Origin of the sequence: Duganella sp. CF458 (assembly GCF_900113115.1) — a bacterium.
Lineage (GTDB): Bacteria > Pseudomonadota > Gammaproteobacteria > Burkholderiales > Burkholderiaceae_D > Rugamonas.
In genome coordinates, this window is record NZ_FOOF01000007.1 from 168,987 (window position 1) to 185,504 (window position 16,518).

Here is a 16,518-nt window from a genome sequence, read left to right on the forward strand (position 1 = left end):
GGTCTCCTTTACAGCGTGCGGCTGATCAGTTCTTTCATGATTTCATTGGTGCCGCCATATACGCGCTGCACGCGTGCGTCGGCCCAGGCGCGGGTGATCGGGTATTCCCACATATAACCATAGCCGCCGTGAAGCTGCACGCACTTGTCCAGCACGCGGAACTGCATCTCGGTGGTCCAGTACTTGGCCATCGACGCGGTCGCGGCATCGAGCTTGTCTTCAATCAGCAGTTCCATGCAGCGGTCCACGAACACGCGGCACATCTGCACCTCGGTCTTGATCTCGGCCAGCGTGTGGGCGATGGTCTGGAATTCGGCAATCGGTCGCTTGAAGGCCTTGCGGTCGCGCGTGTATTGCACGGTCCATTCCAGGCCGGATTCGGCAGCTTGCACGGCCATGATGGCGATCTGCATGCGCTCCCATGGCAGTTCCTGCATCAGGTACTTGAAGCCCATGCCTTCCTCGCCCAGCAGGTTCTTGGCCGGCACGCGCACGTTTTCGAAGAACAGCTCGGAAGTGTCCTGCGCCTTCATGCCGGCCTTCTTCAGGCGCTTGCCTTTGCTGAAGCCTCCCATCGAGGTGTCGACCACGAACAGGCTGATGCCCTTGGCGCCGGCCGTTGGATCGGTCTTGGCGACCACGATCACGCAGTCGGCATTCCAGCCGTTGGTGATGAAGGTCTTGGAGCCGTTCATCACGTAATAGTCCCCGTCGCGGATCGCGGTCGTCGTCACGCCTTGCAGGTCGGAGCCGGTGCCTGGCTCGGTCATCGCAATCGCGCCGATCATTTCGCCGGTGGCCAGCTTGGGGATGTAGTGCGATTTCAGGAACTCGCTGCCGTAGTGCAGGATGTAGGGTGCGACGATTTCCGAGTGCAGCATGAAGCCTGGACCGGAGGCGCCTACGCGCGCCTGCTCTTCGATCAGCACCATGCTGTAGCGGCGGTCCACGCCCACGCCGCCGTACTGCTCGGGCATCGTAGGGCACAGGAAGCCTGCGGCGCCTGCCTTGAGCCAGGCATCACGGTCCACATAGCCCTGCTCTTCCCAGCGCTCGTGGTGCGGGGCGATTTCAGTTTCCATGAAGCGGCGCGCGGATTCGCGCAGCATGTCGTGTTCTTCAGTGAATAAGGTGCGAGGGATCATCAGGCAGGGTCTCCGTTGATGTTATAGGTCAGTTGACCGAAATAGTATCGGTCAGTTGACCTATTTGTCAATCGACGGGATAATTCGTGTCTTATGAAGAAAAAGTCAGACACGCCCCTGCAGGCAAAGGAATCCAACACCACCACCAAAGGATTTGAGCGCGCCAGTGCGATCCTGGAAGCGGCACGGTTGTTGCTGGCGCACGACGGTTATGCAGCGCTGGCCATGCGCAGCGTGGCGCAGCAAGTGGGCGTGAGCCTGTCGACGGTGCAGCACTATTACCCGAGCCGCGACGCCCTGATTGAAGCCCTGCTGGAGCAGACTTTCGCCCGCTACCAGGCCGGCATCGACGAACGCGTCGCCGCCACCGGCTCCGGACCGCGCGTGGAGCTGTTCGAATCGATCATCGATTACTTCCTGGCCGATCTGCGCGACCAGGTGTCAAGTGGACTGTTCTTCGAAATCGCAGCGCTGGCGAACCGTCATCCGGTCGCCACCAAGCTGTTCGACACCATGATGACCCGCGCCCGCAGGACGCTGCGCAACCTGATCCACGAAATCGACCCGGCTCTGTCGATGCAGCAGTGCGAGATCCGCGGCACGCTGATCGTGGCGCAGATGCTGGGTACCATGCTTTTCATCTCCGAAACCCGCCCGCAGCACAAAGAGCTGGAAGACCTGGCGCATGAAGCGACGCTCGCCATCACACGCATCGCTTTCGGCCGCTGATCACATGGTTGGTTTTCGTTAGAAACGTGCAGCGATCGCGTTGCGTTGCTGCTCTACGGCTTTGCCATCGGCGCCGCCAACGGTGAAGTAGAGGAAAGAACCGCCCTGGATTTCGCCGCATTTCACGATAGCGCGGTTGCCGCCCAGATTTCCATACGCTGAATCATTTGCCTGCACCACATGGGTGTAATGGAGCGATTCCAGCACGAGCTTGGCCTTGTTGGCGCAACTGGCCAACGGCATATCGAGCACTTTATGATGGGACCACAGGTTGGGCGGTGCCACTGCTTCCGTGGCGACGTTCTTGCCGCCGGACTGGTGGCAAGCGGTCAATGCCAAAGCGACGAGAAGGACTGCAGGGTATTGGGTCATGCGGAGCTTTCGTTGTAAAAAAGGATCCGCAGTATGGGTCGCCGGTTCTCCAAAATCAAGCAATTGCCGCGGTAATCGATGGCGTGATTTACCGCGGCCCAGGTGTCACACGACGCCTGCGCGCTCAAGCATGGCGTGAAGCAGGACGTTGCAGCCGGCTTCGAGATGCTCCTTCTTTGCGTCTTCGATCTCGTTGTGGCTGATGCCATCCTTGCAGGGGACGAAAATCATGCCGGCTGGGGCGACGCGGGCGGCGTAGATGGCGTCATGACCGGCGCCGGAGACCACGTCCATCGTGGAGTAGCCTAGTTTATCGGTCGCCTTGCGCACGGCACCAACGCAATCCGGATGGAACGGGCATGGCGGATAGTAGGACACGCGCTCGATCTTGACCGGCAGGCCGGTTTCGGCGGAGGTCTTGTCGATGAAGGCCAGCATGTCTTCGTGCATCTTGTTCAGCAGCTCGTCATTCACATTGCGCAGGTCGATGCTGAATTTGACCTCCCCGGGAATCACGTTGCGGCTGTTGGGGAAGACCTGCATCATGCCGACCGTGCCGCGTCCATAAGGTGGGTAGCGGTTGGCGATGGCGACGACTTCGGGAATGATCTGGGCTGCGACCTGCATCGCATCCTTACGCAAGTGCATCGGGGTCGGTCCGGCGTGTGCTTCCATGCCGGTCACGGTGCAGTCGTACCAGGAAAGGCCCATCACGGCAGGCACTACCCCGATCACCTTGTCTGCGTCCTCCAGCACAGGGCCTTGCTCGATGTGCGTTTCGAAGTAGGCGCCGATAGGGTGCTGGCCGGGCACTTCATCACCCTTGTAGCCGATGCGTTCAAGCTCCTCGCCTACCGTTTTGCCCTCGGTGTCTTTAGCGGCGTAGGCATGTTCCAGCGTGAAGGCGCCGCAGAACACGCCCGAGCCCATCATCACCGGCACAAAGCGCGATCCTTCCTCGTTGGTCCAGAATGCGACTTCGATTGGCGCGCGTGTTTTGATGCCTTTGTCGTTCAGGGTGCGGACTACTTCCAGGCCTGCCAGCACGCCGTAGTTTCCATCGAACTTCCCGCCCGTAGGCTGGGTGTCGATATGGCTGCCCGTCATGATCGGCGGCAGCGTGTTGTCTTCGCCGTCGCGGCGCATGAAGACATTTCCTATCTGGTCGACCGTGATCGACAGTCCGGCATCGCGCGCCCAACCTGTCACCAGGTCGCGGCCCTGCTTATCAAGGTCGGTCAGGGTCAAGCGCTTGACGCCCCCTTTCGGGGTGGCGCCTATCTTGGCCAGCTCCATCAGCGAATCCCACAGGCGGTCGCTGTTAATGCGTAGATCGCTCATGATGCACTCCTTAGCGCGCCGTCACCGGCGCAAAGGCAGGACGGTCGACGTGGCGCCCAGCGCCTTCGACTGCCCGCAAATCCCCACGATGAAACACGACCTTGCCTGCCGCTACCGTGGTGCTTGGAATCCCTTTGACGGTACGTCCCTCGAAGACATTGAAGCCGCCCTTTGCAAACTGGGTCTTGGCCGAAATCGTGCGGCTACCCTCGGGGTCCCACACGACGATATCCGCATCCGAGCCAGCAGCTATCAGCCCCTTGCGCGGATAGATATTGAAGATCTGCGCTGCATTGGCCGATGTTACGCGCACGAACTCGGACGGCGTCAGCTTGCCGCTGTTGACGCCTTCGTCCCAGATCACCGCCATGCGGTCTTCGACACCGCCGCAACCGTTCGGGATCTTGGTGAAGTCGTTGCGGCCCGCCGCTTTCTGCTCGGCGCAGAAGGTGCAGTGATCCGTGGCGGTGGTGTGCAGGTTCCCCCCTTGCAGGCCTTGCCATAGCGCTTTCTGATGCTCGCGGCTGCGGAATGGCGGGCTCATGACGTGTCCCGCTGCGAAGTCGAAGTCGGGATGATCGTACACGCTGTCGTCCACGATCAGGTGGCCCGCCAGCGCCTCGCCATACACCCGCTGGCCGGCCGCGCGGGCGCGGGTAATGGCGTCCAGCGATTCCTTGCACGATACGTGCACGATGTACAGCGGAGTATTCAGGACATTGGCAATGGCGATGGCGCGGTTGGCCGCCTCCGCCTCCACTGCCGGTGGGCGCGACAGCGGATGCGCTTTCGGGCCAGTGATCCCTTGGCGCAGCAGATCCTGCTGCAGCTGGTACACCAGTTCACCGTTTTCGGCATGCACAGTCGGGATCGCGCCAAGTTCCAGCGCGCGGCGGAAGCTTTTCACCAGCGTTTCATCGTCCGCCATGATGGCGTTCTTGTACGCCATGAAATGCTTGAAGCTGTTCACGCCATGGTTGCGCACCAGCGTGCCCATTTCCTCATGCACCTTGTCCGACCACCAGGTGATCGCCACGTGGAAGGTGTAGTCGCCGGCCGCCTTCTCCGCCCAGCCGCGCCATTGGTGATAAGCCTCGAGCAATGGTTGCTGCGGATTGGGGATGACGAAATCGATGATGGTGGTGTTGCCGCCGGCCAGGCCGGCTGCCGTTCCGGTGAAGAAGTCGTCCTGGGTGACAGTGCCCATGAAGGGCAAATTCATATGCGTGTGCGGATCGATCCCGCCCGGCATGACGTATTGGCCGCCGGCGTCGATCACTTCCGCCCCGGCGGGAGCCAAAAGCGAGGGTCCCACAGCGACGATCTTGTCGCCTTCACACAGCACATCGGCGCGGAAAGCACGGTCCGCGTTGACTACAGTACCGCCACGAATCAAAGTTGCCATTTACGCTTTCTCCGGAATCGGTGGTTGCACGGCCTTGGCCGCCCTGCCCTTCATCAAGATGCCGTACACCAGCGCCGCAATCGCGATGCCGACGAACCATGCATAGGTATAAATCAGCTTGAAGCCCTCACCCACATCGCCGAACGATGCCGGGAAGGCGGCATTCAGGAAGCCTGGCACGTTGGGCGCCACGCCGAACGCAAAGGCCAGCAAGGCGGCGGAGTTCCAACCGTTGGTGTAGCTGTATTCGCCGTTGTCGACATACAGCGCGCCAACGTTCAACTCGGTCTTGCGAATCAGGTAGTAATCGACGATCAGCACGCCCGCGATCGGACCGAGCAAGGCCGAATAGCCAATCAGCCAGGTAAAGATATAGCCTTGGGTGGTCTCCAGCAGCTTCCAGGGCATCATCGCCAGTGCAATGCCAGCCGTGATGTAGCCGCCGGTGCGGTAGGAGATGTGCTTTGGCGCCAGCGCGGAAAAGTCATACGCAGGACCAACGAGGTTAGCCGCCAGGTTGACCGAGATGGTGTCGATCAGCAGAACGATCAGCGCCACCAGCACGGCAATACCGGTCATGCGGCTGGCCAGGTCGACCGGATCCCAGATCGCTTTGCCGTACAGGACGACGGTCGCCGAGGTGACGATCACCGCCAGCGCCGCCAGCAAGCCCATAGGCACCGGCAGGCCGACCGACTGCCCCAGCACCTGGTCGCGCTGCGTCTTTGCGAAGCGGGTGAAGTCCGGGATGTTCAACGCCAGCGTGGCCCAGAAGCCGATCATCGCCGTCAGCGAAGGCCAGAACGTCGGCCAGAACTGCCCGGCCTTCTTTCCGCCCTCAACGAATTGCGATGGCTGTTCCAGCAGGGTTCCGAAGCCGCCGGCCTTCTGGTACACCCAGCCAAGCAGCACGAAGCAGATGATGATCTTCAGCGGCGCGGTATAGGTTTCCAGTTTGCGGATCGCATCCATGCCGTGCACGATGTACCAGAACTGGATCGCCCAGAAGGCTATAAAGCAAAGCAGCTGTGCGCCATTGATGCCAAGGCCGCCGATCTTCGCGCCGCCGATATCCCCGCCCATCATCACACCCAGCAGCGTATAGATCATCTGCCCGCCGAACCAGGTCTGGATACCGTACCAGCCGCAGGCCACAATGGCCCGCATCAGCGCCGGCAGCCGCGCGCCGGACGTGCCGAACGAGGCGCGCGCCAGCACGGCGTATGGAATGCCGTACTTGGTGCCGGCATGCCCGATCAGCAGCATCGGCAACAACACAATGGTGTTGGCAAGGAAGACGGTGAGGACAGCCTGTCCCGCCGACATGCCGCCCTCAATCAGGCTGGCGGCCAGCGTGTAAGCGGGGATGCACATGACCATCCCAACCCAGAGTGCAGCGAAGTGATACCAGCGCCAGGTGCGCTGCGATTCATTGGTCGGGGCCAGGTCTTCGTTCCACAGCTGGGAGTTGTCACTCATGCAGTCTCCTTGATTTCGGCGCGGGGATTGCGTGGATCCTGCGTCCAGTTCATGTAAGGTTTGCCCGTTGGGACTGCGACCATCGTAATACAACCTTGCACCGGACAGGTAATTTCGCACAGGTTGCAGCCGACGCATTCCTCGTCGTTGACCTTGTAGGTACGCGTGCCGGTGGCTTCGTTCACCAGTTGGAAGATGGACTGGTGCGACGTATCCTCGCAAGCCACATAGCAGCGGCCGCACTTGATACAGTCGTCCTGGTTGATGTGCGCGATGGACTTGTAGTTCATGTCCAGGAACTTCCAGTCCGTGGTGTTTGCCACTGCCTTGCCCATGAAGTCGTCCAGCGTCTGGTAGCCTTTGGAATCCATCCAGCGCTCCAGGCCATCCTTCATCTCCTGCACGATGCGGAAGCCATGCAGCATCGCTGCAGTGCACACCTGCACACAGCCTGCGCCCAGCGCGATGAATTCAGCAGCATCCTTCCAGTTGCCGATGCCGCCGATGCCGGAGATCGGCAAGCCACGCGTTTCGGGGTCGCGCGCAATCTCCGCCACCATGTTCAGCGCAATCGGCTTGACGGCCGGGCCGCAATAGCCGCCATGCGTGCTGGCGCCGCCCACGTTGGGGAAGGCGACCATCTTGTCCAGGTCCAGCGAGGTGATCGAGTTGATCGTGTTGATCAGCGAAACAGCATCGGCACCGCCTGACTTGGCTGCGCGTGCCGGGCGGCGGATGTCGGTAATATTAGGCGTCAGCTTCACGATCACCGGCAGTTTGGTGTGCTTCTTGCACCACGCCGTCACCTGCTCCACATATTCAGGCACCTGGCCGACCGCGGAACCCATGCCGCGCTCCGGCATGCCGTGTGGACAGCCGAAATTCAGTTCGATGCCATCGGCACCGGTGGCTTCCACTTTCGGCAGGATCGCGGCCCAGTAATGTTCTTCGCAAGGCAGCATCAGCGACACCACGATGGCGCGGTCCGGCCAGGCCTTCTTCACCTCGGCGATTTCCTGGAGGTTCAGGTCCAGCGAGCGGTCGGTAATCAGCTCGATGTTATTGAAGCCGAGGACTTCACGGTTCTTGCCATAGATGGCGGAGTAGCGTGAAGACACGTTGACCGCCGGCGGATCTTCACCCAGCGTTTTCCAGACCACTCCGCCCCACCCTGCTTCGAAAGCGCGGATCACGTTGTATGCCTTATCGGTCGGCGGTGCGGAGGCGAGCCAGAATGGATTCGGCGCCTTGATGCCGCAGAAATTGACGCTCAGGTCGGCCATTATGCTGCCCCCTTCTTCGATTGAATGTCGGAATGGATTGCCATTGCGGCGCGCTTGCCGTGTTCCACGGCCTGCACGGTCAAATCCTGGCCGAGAGAGACGCAGTCGCCGCCGGCATAAATGCCCGGCAGGATTGTGCGGAAGCTGTCGTCCACATGGATCTTGTCGCCATCGCGCTTCAACATTGCTGCCAATGGGTCGGTCAGTACGGCCGGCTCCATCGCCTGCCCTATCGCCTTGAAGATCGCATCGGCCGGCAGTTCGAAAGTAATGCCGGTGCCGATCATGCGCGTCCCCTCCATTGCGGTGCGCTCGAAGCGCATGCCGCGCACCCGGCCCGCTTCGTCCAGCAGTACTTGCTGCGGCTGCGCCCAGGTTTGCATGCGCACCTGGTTGGCCTTGGCGATGTCCTGCTCGTGATGCGTGGCGCTCATCGCATCGAAACCGCGGCGATACACCATCGTCACTTCTTCCGCGCCCAGGCGCTGGATCTGCACTGCCATGTCGATGGCGGTATTGCCGGCGCCAATCACGATAGCGCGGCGTGGCAGCGGCAGCTTGGCAAGGTCGTCCGCCTGGCGCAGCTCGGCGATGTAGTCCACCGCCGCCATCAGTCCTGGAGCATCTTCACCGGTCAAGCCCAGCGCACGGCTGGCGCCTAGGCCGAGCCCGAGGAAGACTGCGTCGTATTGCGCGTGGAGGTCTTTCAGGTGCAGGTTAGCGCCCAGCTTCTGGCCGTGGCGCACCTCGATGCCGCCGATCCCCAACAGGAAGTCGACTTCCTTTTGAGCGAAATTGTCGGTCAGCTTGTATTTCGCTATGCCGTACTCATTCAGCCCGCCCGATTTCTCGTGCGCCTCGTAGATCACGACATCGTTGCCCAGCATGGCCAGGCGATGCGCGCAGGACAGGCCCGCCGGCCCTGCGCCGACAACGGCCACTTTCCTGCCGGTCGATGGAGCGCGCTTGAAAGGGTGGCCGTCCAGCGTGGCGTTATCGAGCGCGAAGCGTTGCAACAGGCCGATCTTGACCGGCTGGCCTTCCGCATCGTGGTTGCGCACGCAGGCGTCCTCGCACAGGATCTCGGTCGGGCAGACGCGAGAGCAGCTGCCGCCCAGGATGTTCTGCTGCAGGATCGTGACGGCAGCGCCGTTCACGTTCTTATCGTGGATGTTGCGAATGAAGCTCGCAACGTCGATGCCGGTCGGGCAGATGCGCGTACACGGCGCGTCGTAGCAATATAGGCAACGCGCGCTTTCAATAGCAGCCTGGCGCCCATTCAGGGGTGGCGCCAGGTCGGTGAAATGACCGGCCAGCTCTTCGTTCGTGGCTTTCGGCTGCGGTATGTATTTGAGTGACTCGATCATTGGTTCCATCCTCACTTCATTTGTGGGAAAGCAAACTGTGCGCCAGCACTTGCCGTATTTGGCCAGCGCTCCATCACGGCCTTGTGGCGGGTGTAGAAACGCACGCCCTCCGGACCATAGGCGTGGTGATCGCCAAACAGGCTGCGCTTCCAGCCGCCGAAGCTATTGAAGGCCATCGGCACCGGCAGCGGCACGTTGACGCCGACCATGCCGACCTGGATCTGGCGTACGAATTCGCGCGCCACGCCTCCATCACGCGTGAAGACAGCGACGCCGTTGCCGTACTCGTTCTTGTTAATCAGCTCGACTGCCGTGCCAACGTCCGGCAGGCGCACCATGCACAGCACGGGGCCGAAGATCTCTTCCTTGTAGATGGTCATGTCAGGCGTGACGTGGTCGAACAGCGTGCCGCCGATGAAGAAGCCGTTCGGGCGGTCGGCAACCTGGTAGTTGCGGCCATCGACCACCAGGGTCGCGCCCTGCTCCACGCCTTCGCCAATCAGGCGCTCGATACGCTGCTTGGCGGCCGACGTGACGACCGGCCCCATTTCCGCATCGGACGCCATGCCGTCGCGCACTTTCAGTGCAGCGGTGCGCTCTTTCAGTGCATTCAGCAGCTTGTCGCCCGCATCCCCGACCGCCGCGACAACGGAGATCGCCATGCAGCGCTCCCCAGCCGATCCGAAGGCCGCGCCCATCAGCGCGTCGACGGCCATGTCCATGTCGGCGTCCGGCATCACCACCATATGGTTCTTGGCGCCGCCCAGCGCTTGCACGCGCTTGCCGTGCTGCGAGCCGCGCGAATAGATGTACTCCGCGATCGGCGTCGAGCCAACGAAGCTGACCGCCTGCACGACCGGGTGATCCAGCAGCGCGTCAACCGCTACTTTGTCGCCCTGCACGACGTTGAACACCCCGTCCGGCAGGCCGGCTTCCTTCAGCAGGCGCGCGTGCAGCAACGACGGTGAAGGATCGCGTTCGGAAGGCTTGAGAATGAATGTATTGCCGCAGGCGATCGCGATGGGGAACATCCACATCGGCACCATCACAGGGAAATTGAACGGCGTGATGCCGGCCACCACGCCCAGCGGCATGCGCATCGACCAGGCGTCGATGCCGCGTGCGATCTGGTCGGTGTACTCTCCCTTCATCAGCTGCGGGATGCCGACCGCGAATTCCACCATCTCGATACCACGCGCCACTTCACCCTTGGCGTCCGCGAACGTCTTGCCATGTTCGCGCGTCAGCATGGCGGCGAATTCCTCGGTGTGCTGGTGGCACAGCTCGAGATACTTGAACAGCACGCGCGCACGGGTCAACGGCGGCGTGTTGGACCAGGCCGGGAAAGCCGCCTCCGCAGCGCGCACGGCCGCATCGACTTCATCCACCGTGCCTAGCGCCACGCGGGCTACCGGCTCGCCCAGCGCCGGATTGAAAACGTCGCCATAGCGCCCGCCGGCCGTATCGACCTTGGCGCCGTTGATAAAGTGGGTAATGGTATCGAGATTGCTCATTTCAAGCCCTGAGGATTAGGCCAGCAGCGATTCCGCCGGCACGTAGGTATAGCCAAGGTCGTGCGCCACCGCTTCATAGGTGACGTGGCCCTGGCAGACGTTAAGTCCATTGCGCAGGTGCGGGTTGGCCTTCATGGCCTTGGCCCAGCCCTTGTCGGCCAGCGCGACCGCATGGCCGATGGTGGCGTTGTTCAGCGCAAAGGTGGAGGTACGGGCAACCGCGCCCGGCATATTGGCGACGCAGTAGTGCACTACGCCGTCGACGATGAAGGTCGGGCTTTCGTGCGTGGTGGCGTGCGAAGTTTCAAAGCAGCCACCCTGGTCGATGGCCACGTCGACCACCACCGAGCCTTGCTTCATGCGCGACACCATGCTGCGCGTGACCAGTTTCGGCGCCGCGGCGCCGGGCACCAGCACGCCGCCGATCACCAGGTCGGCATCGGTCACCGCATCGTCGATGGTGTGGGCGTTGGAGAACATGGTCTGGATGCGGTTGCCGAACACCAGGTCAAGCTGGCGCAGGCGGTCGACGTTCTTGTCGAGCACCGTCACGCGCGCGCCCATGCCGACCGCAATCTGCAGCGCATTGGTGCCGACCACGCCGGCCCCGATGATCGCCACGTGGCCCGGCGCCACGCCAGGCACGCCGCCCAGCAGTAGGCCCATGCCGCCCTTGGATTTTTCAAGATGGGCAGCGCCAGCCTGGATCGACATGCGCCCTGCCACTTCGCTCATCGGCGCGAGCAGCGGCAAACCGCCGTTCGCGCCGGTGATGGTTTCATACGCAATGCAGACCGCGCCGGATTTCACCAGCGCCTTGGTCTGCTCTGGATCGGGAGCCAGGTGCAGGTAGGTGTAAAGAATCTGGTTCTCGCGCAGCATCGCGCATTCCTGCGGCTGCGGCTCCTTTACTTTGACGATCATATCGGCCTTGGCGAAGATTTCCTCCGCGGTCGGGATGATCGTGGCGCCGGAGCCCACATACATTTCGTCGGTCAGACCGATTGCAGCGCCCGCGTTGTGTTGCACCAGGACCTGGTGCCCGCGGAGTGTCAGTTCCTTTACGCTGGCCGGGGTAAGGCCAACGCGCGATTCCTGATTCTTGATTTCCTTCGGTACGCCTACCAACATGGTTCGTCTCCTTTGGTTGTTGTATTTAAAACCGGTAAACCAGGGTACGACCCATAGGGTCGGACCCAGGTTTACCGGTTTCAATCAAGCGTCTTCAACACCTTTCCGAGCTTCCCGAACAATTCGTCGATGTGCTTCTTCTCAAAGGTGAGTGGTGGCGACAACGCGACGATGTCGCCGGTGGTGCGGATCAACAGCCCATCCGCGAAAGCTTTCTTGAACGCGGCGTAAGCGCGCGTTCCGGGCGCACCTTCACGCGGCGCCAGCTCGATGCCGGCTACCAGTCCGATGGTGCGAATGTCGATCACGTGCGGCAAGCCTTTCAGCGAATGCACCGCGTCTTCCCAGTACGGCTGGATCTCCTTGGCGTGGTCGAGCAGCTTCTGCTCCTTGAATACCTCCAGCGTGGCCAGCGATGCGGCGCAGGCCACCGGGTGGCCGGTATAGGTATAGCCATGGAACAGTTCAATACCGGCCGGGGCTTCCATGAAGGCGTCATGGATGAACTTTTTGCTGAACACAGCCCCCATCGGAATGGTGCCGTTGGTCAGGCCTTTGGCGGCGGTCATCATGTCCGGTTCGACATCGAAGTAGTCGGTCGCGAACGGCGTGGTCAAGCGGCCAAAGCCGGTGATCACTTCATCGAAGATCAGCAGGATGCCGTGCTTGGTGCACAGTTCGCGCAGGCGCTTCAGGTAGCCCTTTGGCGGCACCAGCACGCCGGTGGAGCCGGCCACCGGTTCCACGATCACCGCAGCGATGGTGGAGGCGTCGTGCAACGCGACGATGCGCTCGAGTTCATCGGCCAGGTGGGTGCCGTATTCCGGTTCGCCGCGCGTGAAAGCATTTTTTTCAATGTTGTGCGTGTGCGGCAGGTGGTCGACGCCCGGCAGCAGCGTGCCGTAAGGCTTGCGGTTGCCGGCAATGCCGCCGACCGAGATACCGCCGAAGCCCACACCGTGATAAGCACGCTCGCGGCCGATCAGGCGGGTGCGCGACGCTTCGCCGCGCGCCTTGTGATAGGCCAGCGCGATCTTCAGCGCGGTATCCACCGCTTCAGAGCCTGAGTTGGTATAGAACACGTGGCCGAAGCGATGGTTGGTATATTCCATCAGTTTTTCGGCGAGGTCGAAGGCGGCCGGGTGGCCCATCTGGAAGGTTGGCGCGAAGTCGAGCTGGCCGACCATTTCGCTGACCGCCGCCACGATTTTCGGCTGGCGGTGGCCGCAGGGTACGCACCACAGGCCGGCAGTGCCGTCCAGGATCTGGTTGCCATCGACGTCCTTGTAATACACACCTTCCGCCGAAACCAGCAGGCGCGGATTGGCCTTGAAGTCTCGGTTGTTCGTGAACGGCATCCAGAAAGATGCCAGGGATTGCGGCCGGGCTTCGTTCATTGCTATCTCCCTCGGTGGGTTTTTTACGATGCTCAAAAAACTTTACCAGTTGGCAAAATCATGATGCAATAATAGACAGCAAGTTAACTATGGCACATATACACATACGCGGAAACGTTCCAACCGTACAGGTAGTAAAAACAGTACAGTTCTAGAGGCCCGAATGGACGACAGCGCAACTCCCAACTCCGCATGGCCCGTGCTTTCCATCGAGCGCGCGAAGAAGGGCAGCCTGGTTGAACAGATCGTCGATGCCATCAGCGCCATGGTGGCCAGCCGCGAGCTGCGCGTGGGCACAAAGATGCCCTCAGTCAGGCAATTCGCGAAGTGTAATGGCATCAGCACCTTTACAGTTGTGGAGGCTTACGACCGCCTGGTCACCCTCGGACTGTTGTCGTCACGCCGCGGTTCAGGCTATTTTGTTGCTCGTCACGACGTTCCCGCCCTGCTGCCGCCGGCCGCCATGTTCGCCACGCCCGCCGCCGTCGACGCCCTGACGCCCGAACTGTATTCCGGCGCCTCCGAAGCGCTACCGGTCGGCGCCGGCTGGCTGCCGCCCGAGTGGTATGGCGAAGACACCATCCTTGACGCCGTGCGCCATGCCATGCGCATCCCCGCCAACCGACTGCGCGGCTACGGCCATCCGCTCGGTTTCCCCGGCCTGCGGCAATACATGGCGTCCACCTTGAGCGACGAATTGTTCGCCGTCGAAGCGGAGCAGGTTCTGCTCACGCACGGCGCCACCCACGCCTTCGACCTGATCCTGCGCACCCTGACCAAGCCGGGCGACACCGTCCTGGTGGAAGACCCGGTGTACAGCAATCTGCTGTCGCTGATCCGCCACCACGGCTGCCATGCCATCGGCATTCCACGCGACGAGCATGGCCTGGACATGGATTTCCTCGCGGCCCAGGCATGCGAGAGCCAGCCCAAGCTCATGTTCGTCAACACCGTGCTGCAAAACCCGCTCGGCACCAGCCTGACGCAGGCCCAGGCCCACCGCCTGCTGGGCTTTGCCGAACAATTCGATTTCTGGCTGGTGGAAGACGACATCTACCGCGAGCTCACCGCGCGCGGCGAAGCCTCGCTGGCTGCGATGGATGGCCTGCGGCGCGTGATCCGCGTCGGCAGCTTTTCCAAGACACTGTCGCCGGTGCTGCGCGTCGGATCGATCTGTGCCTCCGCTTCGCTGCTGCCGGAACTGGTCCGCGTGAAGATGCTGGCCGGCCTTACCACATCGGAAGTGAACGAGCGCGCCGCCTACCACGCCATTACCGCGCGGCCCTACAAGCGCATGGTGGAAAAGCTGGTGTCGCAATTGGCCGAAGGCCGCGAGCGCACCATCGACCTGCTTGCACTGGCCGGCATGGCGCCGATCGCCAAGCCGCGCGGCGGCATGTTCGTCAGCGCCGGCTGGCAACAGGCACCGTCGCCGGAATGCAACGGCAAGCTGCTTGCCGACCAGGCGTTAAAGGCCGGCATCCTGCTCGCACCAGGCGAGTTTTTCCAGTTGCGGCTGCCGGCATCGATCTGGTTCCGCTTCAACGTCGCTTATTCGGACAGCCCACAACTGCGGAATTTCCTGCAGTCCATGAGGAGGGAATATGGCATCAGCTAAATTGCGCCGCGTGATCAACCGCGACCGGCTGGAAGCGGATATCGCCGCCGAAGCCGTGCGCGTGTTCGCGGAGTCGGGCTACGAAGGCGCCTCCGTCTCCAGCATCGCGGAGAACGTCGGCCTGTCGAAGCAGAACCTGATGTACTACTTCCCCACCAAGCAGGCGCTCTACCAGCGTGTGCTGGACGACGTGCTGGATGAATGGCTGGCGCGCATGGCCAATATCGCGGAACCGGACGGCGAGCCGGCCGAAGTGCTGCGCGCTTACATCAAGGCCAAGCTGGATTTTTCGCGCGAACACCCCTGGGGATCGCGTGTCTACGCCATGGAAGTGATCAGCGGCGCGCCACTATACGGCGAGCAGATTCGCGCGCGCGTGGTACCGCTGGTGCGCAAGGATATCGAAGTGTTCCAGCGCTGGATTGCCGAAGGCCGCATCGCGCCCGTCAATGCCACCCACCTGCTGTTTGCCATCTGGGCCATGACGCAGTCCTACGCCGACTTCGCCGCGCAGATGCAACTGGTGCTTGGTGCCGGCCAACTGACCGGCACCGATTTCGCCGACGCCGAAGAGACCATCACCAGGCTGGTGATCGCCTCATTGGTTCCGGCCGCGCGCCGGGCCGATGGCGGCTCCGTTTAGTCCAGGCTGACTTTGGCCGAGCAGCCAGGCTGTTCCAGCATTTTTCCGGACAGTTCGGTATATGGCGAAACCAGGCGAAGCTTGCTGTGGTCCAGTTGCACGGTGGTGACCTTGTTCAGCGTTTCCCAAGTGCGGTTCAGCAGGTCGCCGTATTGGCCGCGCGCGGCATCGGCGAAACGCTGCAACTCGCTCTCGCTCATATTCGGGGGCAAATAGCGCGTGATGTCATTCACCGCCAGGATGGCTTTGCCATCCCTGAACTCGGGACGGAACGAAATCGTGATGCGCTGCCCGTCGCTGGCCTTCATCAATACAGTAGCGCTGTGGAAGCGGCAAATACGGTCGACGCCTTTGCCAAAGCCTGCCAGCGTCTTGGCGTCGAACGTGCCGATATTGGAGAATTCGACGCGGCTGCCATTCGGGGCAATCCCGTAGCTGTTACCCGACACCACTTTGGGACCGTACTCGAATTTGGGAACGCCGGCGGGCAATTGCACGTCGAGCTTTGCCACTTCCTCCACCGTCATGCCCAGGCATGCCTTGGCCAGGCAAACTTTGCGCTCGGAACCGGATTGAACGATGGCGGCGCTCGAACCAGCGACCTGGCCGCCTGCGCTCTTTGCCGCCGGTGCCATCGGAGCTGCCGCAATCTGCTTGCGCAGGGACTCCGCAATCTTGCAGAAGTGGTCCTTGACCGCGCGTTCCGGCGAATTCACGCCGGCCGGATTGTCGTACACGATGGCGAACACCATGCCGTTGTCGGTCGCCGCAGTGGAAAAGGTCAGCTCTCCGGTCTTTCCGCTGGCAGTAACCTGGGAATTGCGCGCAAAGCCAGCGTTCTGCTCCGGAACGGTCTGGTAGACCTTCCACCCCTCCTGGCCAACCACTTGCTGCGAAAGTTGGAAGGCCTGGCCTACATTATTGCCGGGCAATTGGGCCAGCGCGCTGTATGAGGCGCCGCCGGCCTTGTTTTTGCCGACCTGGAAATTGCTCAAGCAATCCTGCGCCAATGCAGGTGCCGTGGCGCCGAAAAATGCCGCGACGATGGCCGCCTGGCGGAATGCACTTTGCCTCATTTCTATCCTTGGGTAATA

The 16,518-nt window shown here is 61.8% G+C and carries 14 protein-coding genes; 3 read left to right on the top strand and 11 right to left on the bottom strand.

Annotated features, from left to right (window positions below; translation table 11 throughout):
• Positions 1–8: 8 nt before the first annotated feature.
• The gene (locus BM269_RS12675; RefSeq protein ID WP_090437372.1) at positions 9–1,145 is read right to left on the bottom strand and encodes an acyl-CoA dehydrogenase family protein; all 1,137 of its coding nucleotides are present in this window, start codon (positions 1,143–1,145) and stop codon (positions 9–11) included.
• Between the two features lie 93 nt (positions 1,146–1,238).
• Here BM269_RS12675 and BM269_RS12680 point away from each other — a divergent pair, with 93 nt between their 5' ends.
• Positions 1,239–1,874, top strand: a complete 636-nt coding sequence (locus BM269_RS12680) for a TetR/AcrR family transcriptional regulator (protein ID WP_090437373.1) — start codon at positions 1,239–1,241, stop codon at positions 1,872–1,874.
• Positions 1,875–1,892: 18 nt separating this feature from the next.
• Here the strand turns inward: BM269_RS12680 and BM269_RS12685 are convergent, their stop codons facing one another.
• The 9 genes from BM269_RS12685 to BM269_RS12725 form a co-directional block, all read right to left on the bottom strand.
• Positions 1,893–2,246 carry a hypothetical protein gene (locus tag BM269_RS12685; protein WP_139232725.1) on the bottom strand — a complete coding sequence of 118 codons (354 nt, stop codon included), beginning with the start codon at positions 2,244–2,246 and terminating at the stop codon, positions 1,893–1,895.
• A 105-nt stretch (positions 2,247–2,351) separates the two neighbouring features.
• Complete coding sequence (locus BM269_RS12690; protein WP_090437375.1) at positions 2,352–3,587, bottom strand: Zn-dependent hydrolase; 1,236 nt, start codon at positions 3,585–3,587, stop codon at positions 2,352–2,354.
• 10 nt (positions 3,588–3,597) lie between these two features.
• Positions 3,598–4,992: a dihydropyrimidinase gene (gene hydA / locus BM269_RS12695; protein WP_090437376.1), complete on the bottom strand. Its 1,395-nt coding sequence runs from the start codon at positions 4,990–4,992 to the stop codon at positions 3,598–3,600.
• Complete coding sequence (locus BM269_RS12700) at positions 4,993–6,471, bottom strand: NCS1 family nucleobase:cation symporter-1 (RefSeq protein ID WP_090437377.1); 1,479 nt, start codon at positions 6,469–6,471, stop codon at positions 4,993–4,995. It abuts the gene before it with no gap.
• Positions 6,468–7,754: an NAD-dependent dihydropyrimidine dehydrogenase subunit PreA gene (preA, locus tag BM269_RS12705; RefSeq protein ID WP_090437378.1), complete on the bottom strand. Its 1,287-nt coding sequence runs from the start codon at positions 7,752–7,754 to the stop codon at positions 6,468–6,470. Before preA ends, BM269_RS12700 begins: the two co-directional genes overlap by 4 nt.
• Positions 7,754–9,121 carry an NAD(P)-dependent oxidoreductase gene (locus BM269_RS12710; RefSeq protein WP_090437514.1) on the bottom strand — a complete coding sequence of 456 codons (1,368 nt, stop codon included), beginning with the start codon at positions 9,119–9,121 and terminating at the stop codon, positions 7,754–7,756. The genes preA and BM269_RS12710 overlap by 1 nt, the downstream gene beginning before the upstream one ends.
• Before the next feature lie 11 nt (positions 9,122–9,132).
• Positions 9,133–10,635: a CoA-acylating methylmalonate-semialdehyde dehydrogenase gene (locus BM269_RS12715; protein ID WP_090437379.1), complete on the bottom strand. Its 1,503-nt coding sequence runs from the start codon at positions 10,633–10,635 to the stop codon at positions 9,133–9,135.
• A gap of 15 nt (positions 10,636–10,650) precedes the next feature.
• Positions 10,651–11,766, bottom strand: coding sequence for an alanine dehydrogenase (gene ald / locus BM269_RS12720; protein ID WP_090437380.1), 1,116 nt, complete (start codon positions 11,764–11,766; stop codon positions 10,651–10,653).
• Positions 11,767–11,846: 80 nt separating this feature from the next.
• On the bottom strand, positions 11,847–13,163 hold the full coding sequence (locus tag BM269_RS12725; protein WP_090437381.1) for an omega-aminotransferase AptA: 1,317 nt from the start codon (positions 13,161–13,163) through the stop codon (positions 11,847–11,849).
• Between the two features lie 163 nt (positions 13,164–13,326).
• Here BM269_RS12725 and BM269_RS12730 point away from each other — a divergent pair, with 163 nt between their 5' ends.
• Together BM269_RS12730 and BM269_RS12735 are read left to right on the top strand one after the other, a co-directional pair.
• The gene (locus tag BM269_RS12730; RefSeq protein ID WP_090437382.1) at positions 13,327–14,781 is read left to right on the top strand and encodes an aminotransferase-like domain-containing protein; all 1,455 of its coding nucleotides are present in this window, start codon (positions 13,327–13,329) and stop codon (positions 14,779–14,781) included.
• Positions 14,768–15,424: a TetR/AcrR family transcriptional regulator gene (locus tag BM269_RS12735; RefSeq protein ID WP_090437383.1), complete on the top strand. Its 657-nt coding sequence runs from the start codon at positions 14,768–14,770 to the stop codon at positions 15,422–15,424. Before BM269_RS12730 ends, BM269_RS12735 begins: the two co-directional genes overlap by 14 nt.
• On the opposite strand, the gene BM269_RS12740 is transcribed toward BM269_RS12735, so the two are convergent.
• A complete protein-coding gene (locus BM269_RS12740; RefSeq protein ID WP_090437384.1) occupies positions 15,421–16,500 on the bottom strand; it encodes a hypothetical protein in 1,080 nt (359 codons plus the stop codon). The genes BM269_RS12735 and BM269_RS12740 overlap by 4 nt on opposite strands.
• Positions 16,501–16,518: the final 18 nt, after the last annotated feature.